The sequence below is a fragment of the Bacillus cereus group sp. N21 genome, assembly GCF_016483395.1.
Lineage (GTDB): Bacteria > Bacillota > Bacilli > Bacillales > Bacillaceae_G > Bacillus_A > Bacillus_A pseudomycoides.
Genome location: NZ_JAEHBX010000024.1, coordinates 61,490 through 69,537 on the forward strand (window position 1 = coordinate 61,490; position 8,048 = coordinate 69,537).

The window sequence follows — 8,048 nt, forward strand, 5'->3', positions numbered from 1 at the left end:
AAAAAACAGGTGGATTAGTATTCGGAGTTATCTTGAAAATCTTAACTTATTTTGGTATATTTTGTGATGATGCGTTGAGTTGTAAGAAGACTTACTTGATTTAAACACAATAGAAAACAATTACATTGATAAGAATGAACTTATGGAGGAACAATATGGGGAATCTTATTCTTTCTGAAAACTTTTTTGTAGAGGAATCGAAAAAGGAACCGTTATTTCAATTATTTGAAGAAGTGTTTCGTATTCCTGTTCAAACGTTACAAAATTTTGAGGCCAATGGATTTTGGGACACTACATACAAACCTTTTTCATATTTACAAGAAGGTCAAGTAATAGCAAATGTGTCTATGTTTTCGCTACCAATGTTTGTAAATGGAGAACGGATTTATGCAGCTGGTATTCAATCTGTCATGACACATCCAGAATATCGGAGAAAAGGCTTGATGAAGCAGCTGTTTTGTAAAGTATTACAAGAAATAGATACAAAGTATGAATGTGCAATATTATTTACAGAGAAACCGGAATTATACGAACCATTTGGTTTTCGAGTCGTACAAGAATATCTGATGACATTATCATATGATAATACTCTACCTCGCTCGTCTTCACTTCGAAAATTAAACTTTTATGATGAAAAACATATGGAACTTATAAAGGGAATAATAGAAAACGCTCAACAGCTTTCAATGGAATTTTCAACATTAAACTATCAGTCTTCTTTTTATTTTAATATGTACGATGCGAAATGGAATGAAAAACTATATTATTCAAAGAAACTCGACGCGCTTATTGTATTTGAAGTGAAAAATCAGGTACTGAAACTATTTGGTATTTTCGCACAAATCTTTCCGATTTTAGATGATATATGTGCTGAAATATCTGAGCCATTTACAGAGATTGAATTTTACTTTTACCCTGATGAGTTAGGGCTTGAAGAGGTAGCGCACAAAGAGTTTCAATCTAAAAAACATTTGATGGTTCGCGGTGGTGAAAAGATCGATTTTAAAGGATATAAATTTCCAGTTTTGACTGAATTTTAAATAGAATCTTAATCTAGAAGTAACTATTAACAGATACTTTTTGATTGGATTACAGGAAATGATAGATAAGTGAATTATGGAATGTTTAAGAAATTATACTTGTAGTCCATCAAAAGATAATGGATTTGAAACAGAATTTTTGGATCTTACAATTGAGCATACATAATTAAAATTAGCCGCATTCTATTATGAAAGAATGCGGCTTTTTGTTATTGTCTTGAAATAGAGTTAAATAAGCGTCCATAAAGTTTTGTGATAAAAGTCTTATTGTCCATCAAATTAAGGCACTTTGATTGACGAATGTATAATTAATACTTATCATTTAATAATGTTAAATATTAATCTGTAGAACATAATTGTAGTAGTGATGAAAATGTCCAGATGAATAGAATGGAGGGGGATTTGAGTTATAAAATGACAATTTCATAAGAAAAGGAGACAATGTATGAAATCATTTCGCAAATTGTTACAGTATTTAAAACCATACATGTTCTTCGCCGTTATTGGACCACTGTTTATGGTACTTGAGGTTGCGATGGATTTAATTCAACCGACAATTATGCAACATATTATTGATGTTGGAATTGCTAATCAAGATTTTCATTATGTAATTAAAATGGGAATTTTTATGATAGGAGCAGCAGCACTTGGATTAATTGGTGGGCTTGGATGTATGATGTATTCTACGAAAGCGGCTGTTAACTTCGCAACGGATATAAGAAAAGATGTTTTTACAAAAATCGAGAATCATTTGGGACTGGAAAATTACTAACGATTGTTACAAATGATATTACATCCATTCAAGCAGCCATGACGATGACATTACGCGTTCTTGTTCGTGGCCCATTATTATTTATAGGCAGTATCATTATTGTTTTTGTTACAGCAAAAGATCTATTTTCTATTCTACTTGTTGTTGTCCCTATTCTTTTAGTTGCAATTGTTTTTATCGCTGGGAATGCAAGTGGATCCTTTAGAAGGGTACAAGAAGCGCTAGATAAAGTGAATACAAAACTACAAGAAAATCTATCTGGTGTTCGCGTTGTAAAGGCTTATGTAAGACAGAATCATGAAATTTCTCAGTTTGAAAAAGTAAATAAAAACTTAACAGGCATTAATATTCGTGCAGTACAAATCATTTCATTAATGATGCCGATCATCATGCTCGTTGTAAATGGTGGTATTGTAGCTACCTTATGGATAGGTGGCGTAAAAATTTTTAATGGTACACTACAAGTTGGAGCGATTTTGGCATTTATTAACTATTTGAATATGATATTAATGTCACTTATGTCCATCAGTATGGTATTTATTCAAATTGCGCGTGCTTTCCCATCCGCTGATCGTGTGCAACAAGTACTAGAAACTAATGTTGATATTGAAAATGAAAAAAATGTGTATCAGCCGGAGGAAGTAAAGGGAAATGTTGAATTTAAGCATGTAAGTTACAGTAAAAATAATGAATATGTTTTAAAAGATATTTCATTTACCGCAAGAAAAGGTGAAAAAATAGGGATTATTGGTCCTACAGGAAGTGGGAAATCTACTTTAGTTAAATTACTTCCACGTTTATATGATGTTGATCAAGGTGCGATTTTTGTTGATGGTGTCAATGTCAAAGAGTACGATTTACAGGTGCTTCGCTCTTCAATCGGATTTGTTCCACAAAAGGCATTGCTGTTTTCAGGGAGTATTGAAGAAAATATGCGATATGGTAAAGAAGAAGCAACGCAAGGTGAAATAGAATCTGCATCAGGGGCAGCTTGTGCGACGGAGTTTATTAATAAGCTTGAAAATACATATCAGTATAACTTAACGCAAGGCGCAACGAACCTTTCTGGTGGTCAAAAACAGCGTCTTTCTATCGCAAGGGCACTTGTTCGAAAGCCATCTATCCTTGTGTTAGATGATTCTACATCTGCAGTTGATGCAAAAGCAGAAGGAATTATACAAACAGCATTGAAAGAAGAACACACAGAAACGACAACATTTTTAATCGCCTCAAAAATATCATCTGTTATAGATGCTGATCAAATTCTAGTTTTAGATCATGGTGAGTTAGTTGGAAGTGGGACGCACGAATATTTAATAGAAACATGTGAAGTGTATCAAGATATATATCTTTCCCAAGGTGGTAGTTTGCATCAAGAAAAGGGGAAAGAGCATGCGTAATTTTCAAGGACAGTTCGGAAATAAAGGTGGACGTAGCAATTCCAAATCAGGAAAACCAAAAGATACAAAAGGAACTGTAATGAGGATTTGGAACTATATGGGTTATCAAAAAGCAGCTCTTATGTTCGTTACTGTTCTTGTATTTGTCACAACATTACTTGGTTTATTAGGTCCATATTATATGGGAGTTATTATTGATGAATATATCATACCAAGAGATTTAAATGGGACAGCAAGAATGTGTATGCTGCTCATTGGGATTTATGGCGTTACGGTATTATTAACGTGGCTGCAAACATACTTAATGGTTAATGTTGCATTAAAAACGATACAAAAAATAAGGCAAGATATTTTTGAAAAAATCCAAACGCTTTCTCTTCGTTTCTTTGATGTTCGTTCACAGGGAGATTTAATGAGTCGCGTTACAAATGATATCGATAGTTTAAACCAAGCGTTAACACAAAGTGTCGTGCAAATCATTTCGTCTGCTTTAACATTTGTTGGTGTGACGATTGCAATGTTTTCACTAGATTGGATTTTAGCAATTGTGACACTCATTACAGTACCCATCATGTTTTTTGTAACAAAAAAATTGGTTGCATATAGTGGTAAAAACTTTGCGAAGCGCCAAAAAGATTTAGGAGAATTGAACGGTTTTATTGAAGAAGCGATTACAGGTGCAGATGTTATTACGTTGTACGGAAAAGAAAAAGAAACAGTAAATAAATTTCATGCGATTAATGAACAACTTAGAATTTCTGCTACAAAAGCTGATACATTTTCAGCGTTTATCTTCCCAAGTATGAACTTTATTAACAACTTAGGGATGGGACTTGTTATCTTAGCAGGTGCTATTATGGTTTTAAATGGTATGACAACAGTTGGTGTCATCGCAGCTTTTATTAACTATTCTCGTCAATTCTCAAGACCACTTAGTCAGTTTGCAACGCTTATGAATACAATTCAAGCTGCAGTTGCTGGGGGAGAGCGAGTTTTTGAAATTATGGATGAAGTTCCAGAAATTCAAAACAAAAAAGATGCAATTGTTGTTCAGAATCTAAAAGGAAATGTTTCTTTCGAACATGTATCATTTGGATATACGAAAGAAACAGAAATTTTAAAAGATGTAAACTTACATGCGCATCCAGGAGAAACGATTGCACTTGTTGGCCCCACTGGATCAGGAAAAACAACAGTCATTAATTTATTAACACGCTTTTATGATATTCATAAGGGCCAAATTAAGATTGATGGAAAAGATATAAAAGATTACGATATTAGCTCCTTACGAAGTAAAATAGGAGTCGTCTTGCAAGATACATATCTTTTTGCTGGTACAATTATGGATAATATCCGTTATGGACGGCTAGATGCAAGTAATGAAGAAGTTATTGCTGCAGCAAAAGCAGCCTCTGCACATTTCTTTATTAAACATTTACCAAATCAATATGAAACAGAGATTGCTTCAGAAGGATCGAATTTAAGTCAGGGGCAAAAGCAACTGCTTGCAATTGCGAGAGCAATTTTAGCAGATGCAGATATTTTAATTCTTGATGAAGCAACATCAAACATTGATACAAGAACAGAACTCCAAATTCAATCTGGATTAAACAATTTGATGAAGGGACGCACAAGCTTTGTAATTGCCCATCGATTAAAAACAATTGAAAAAGCGGATCAAATTTTGGTTATTCAAGATGGAGAAATTATTGAGAGGGGCAATCATGAATCTTTAATTGAAAGTCAAGGGTTCTATTATGGACTGTATACGAGTCAGTTTAAAATTTAAATTTAAATGTTGATGTAATGCGGTTTCTTGTATTTGAGAAACCGCATTTTTTTGTGATTGCAAACATCAGAAGTACAAAAAAACAAAAGAAGGCGAAGAACCAAAATACGGATTCAAGCCAGTTGGTTTTTATTCATCTGTTGAAAAGGCGTGTATTGCTTTTTTGGATAAAGAATTGAAAGATAGTTAGGTCACAAGTTGAATTTATAAGCAATAGTAAGTTATCTCCTGAAAGTAAGAGGATCATTAAGGCATTTATTAAATCTTTAGTTTATGCAAAAGGCGTTGGATATGATAAACCAATGTATGAAGCTATGCTGGAGATAGAAAATGATTATACCTTATTTTCTTTGTTATATAGAAATTACACAATGGACTAGTAAACAACTTAATGAGACAAGCATATTATGAAGTGTGGGACGAGTTATCATAATTGAGATGATACTTGGAGCTCCATACTCCTTTCGCAAAAGAGTACCTAATGGCGGGTACTCTATTTTATTGAACAAAATGGACATTTGAATTGAAAGGATGATGGCAGTGGAAATAATTAATAAATTCGTTGATTACTTGAAGAAATTGGCTGAAAATAAAAAGGGAGTTATTGAAGAAGAGGATGTAAAAGATGTTTGCTGAGGATATAGAAGTTTATTTAAACAATAACGGACATATCTACTCTTACAGCGGGAAAGTAAAAAAATGGCAGAGAAAGTGTTGGTACTTGTCCATGTATTTTCTGAACTCTTTACTGATAATAGTTATTAAATAGAAGGAATGTAGTTGCAATTCAATTTAAGTGCTAACAAAACAAACGAACTCAACGAACCAAGATAGAGGGGGGAAATCATGAACGCTAATGTTACGTTTACTATGCAAATGAATGGTGAAAGTAAAGATGCTTCAAACAACATCTCTATATCCCGATACTAACTATACCAATGGTGAATGCTTGTTGTAATCCGTGTGAAATAATCTGGATAATCAAATAATAATATCATTTAATAGAGTCACCTTGTTTTGAACAAGAGTTTTCTATATAAATGTTCTTTCAAAATGAATAATCATTTACTTATTTTATAAGAGAAAGAGCATCTGTTATGGATGCTCTTTTTTGATGTGTATATATTACACAGTAAATATAATTCTGAATAAAGTGAAAAATTCTATTTGTTTTTACCGCAATTACATCCTTTTTTCTTTACATATCCTTGGCGATATAGGTTTTGTGATGATTGGTAATTGGAAGATTGTGAAGATGAAGTGCGGATATCTTTATTGTTAGAAGAATCTTTGTTAGAATCGTACTCTTTATTCATGATACCATCACCTCCAGTTTGATATATAAATAGTATATGTGAAAACTCTAGTAATCGTTACGGTAGTTTAAGGTAATGAAACAAGATGAAAATATGATTCGTACATACAAGATTTTTACAGTTCTAAAAAGATGTTTACAGAGTAAGTAAACATCTTTTTAGAACTCATTTTTCAGCTTATTAACTCAAGTAAAATTCAATGTAATTTCTATAGGGTCTTAAGTGAAAGATACTTAAACTCTAATTTACTGGATAAAGAATAGCTTTGGAATTTTCATATATTTATAAAATTTAATGATAACTCCTCCTATTAATACCCCCAATATGGATGAAATGGAAACTGTTGTTGGTAGTATGAAGGTGGCTGCTCGGGATAGGTTGGGTTTTGAGGTAGTGTATTGTACATAGTATTTCGATTTTGAGTGCAGTTTGCCGGAGGTCCAATTACAGTAGTTGATTGAATAGGAGATATTGCTTTCTTCCACTCTTGTTCATCAAGACAATAGGTATGAGCCATTACATTTGAGGGTGTCAGCCTTAAAATATCTGAACCAAATATAACTTCTGGTGTAGGAGCGTTAAAAATTGCTAATAAATGTGTATTGTCTACAGAGGCAATTTCATAATGCCACCAACCTTGGGGTACGTTGGCAACTTGCCCTGGTTTAATAGGGAGATTAAGAATTTGATTCGTAAACGGGTTAAGTAATGAAACAATAGCTGCTCCAGAAATACAGTAAACAAGTTCAGCTGCATTTTGATGTACATGAGGTTCAACGACGTTACCAGTGCTTAAAAAAATATCTAATAACGATGTATTGTCTAATGTATTTAATTGTTTAATTCCCAGTACATTTATATAATTTTGCTCATCTTTTTTAAAAAAATTACTCGTACTTAGATCATGAGTGAAACGGACAGAGGGAGAGGTGTAATCTATATAAGAAGTCATTTATTCTTCCTACCTTTCTGTTTTGAAATAGGATTAAGTATACGAATTAGGATATGAGTCTAGTTATCTTAGTGTGCAGTATTGATTGTACCTATTCGTATACAATGAATGTATGTTTGAATCAAATATAAAATAGAATTAGAGCGAATAAATGATGGTTTTTTTGAAAAAGCATGAGCTTCATTTACCTTGCAAATATCAAACTATTTTCGTAAATACATTGATACCTTTGAGTGATGTAACGTTTAAAGAAAAAAGGTATCGTATTCTTACATTCAGAATGATAAAGGAGTGAATGGCCATGTCATATAGTGAAATGATTAGAAAAGAAGTGCTGAGCTGGGAAGGGGTTTCTGAAAAACCACATCGATTTGGTGGTATTGAATTAAATTATAAAAAGAAAGAGTTAGGTCATCTTCATGGAGATACATTAGCTGATCTTCCATTTCCAAAATTAAAACGGGATGAATTGGTTAACCAAGGGTTAGCGCAGCCCCATCATGTATTACCTGAATCAGGATGGATTAGTTATCATATAAAAAGCGAAGAGGATCTTCCGGTTGTCATTGAACTTTTTCGGATGCAATATGATAGATTTACAAAAAAATTAGAGAAAAGATGAAGTTGGTATTTCATTTAAACACAAAATAACTAGGTATTTATACCTAGTTATTTTGTAAATTACAGAGGAATTTTGATTAATTCTTTGGAAAATAAATATGACCCGTACATACCTAATATTCTGGCTGTCTCTTATACACATCTGACGCTGCCGACGA

Annotated in this window: 5 protein-coding genes and 1 pseudogene; 4 read left to right on the plus strand and 2 right to left on the minus strand. The window is 32.8% G+C overall.

The genetic code is table 11. From position 1 onward, the window contains the following. The first annotated feature begins 155 nt into the window (after window positions 1-155). The 3 genes and pseudogenes from JDS96_RS15220 (at window position 156) to JDS96_RS15230 (ending at window position 5,001) form a co-directional block, all read left to right on the plus strand. Window positions 156-1,040 (plus strand): GNAT family N-acetyltransferase, encoded by an 885-nt coding sequence (locus tag JDS96_RS15220; protein WP_199667282.1) that lies wholly within the window; start codon window positions 156-158, stop codon window positions 1,038-1,040. 445 nt (window positions 1,041-1,485) lie between these two features. Beyond that, a pseudogene (locus JDS96_RS15225) lies at window positions 1,486-3,212 on the plus strand (ABC transporter ATP-binding protein). After that, window positions 3,205-5,001, plus strand: a complete 1,797-nt coding sequence (locus tag JDS96_RS15230; protein WP_199667283.1) for an ABC transporter ATP-binding protein — start codon at window positions 3,205-3,207, stop codon at window positions 4,999-5,001. Before JDS96_RS15225 ends, JDS96_RS15230 begins: the two are co-directional and overlap by 8 nt. Before the next feature lie 1,163 nt (window positions 5,002-6,164). Here JDS96_RS15230 and JDS96_RS15240 read toward each other — a convergent pair. Beyond that, window positions 6,165-6,317 (minus strand): hypothetical protein, encoded by a 153-nt coding sequence (locus tag JDS96_RS15240; RefSeq protein WP_016114857.1) that lies wholly within the window; start codon window positions 6,315-6,317, stop codon window positions 6,165-6,167. 310 nt (window positions 6,318-6,627) lie between these two features. Continuing rightward, complete coding sequence (locus tag JDS96_RS15245) at window positions 6,628-7,269, minus strand: cupin domain-containing protein (RefSeq protein WP_003197674.1); 642 nt, start codon at window positions 7,267-7,269, stop codon at window positions 6,628-6,630. Window positions 7,270-7,570: 301 nt separating this feature from the next. Here JDS96_RS15245 and JDS96_RS15250 point away from each other — a divergent pair, with 301 nt between their 5' ends. Next, on the plus strand, window positions 7,571-7,891 hold the full coding sequence (locus tag JDS96_RS15250) for a luciferase domain-containing protein (RefSeq protein WP_018767029.1): 321 nt from the start codon (window positions 7,571-7,573) through the stop codon (window positions 7,889-7,891). Window positions 7,892-8,048: the final 157 nt, after the last annotated feature.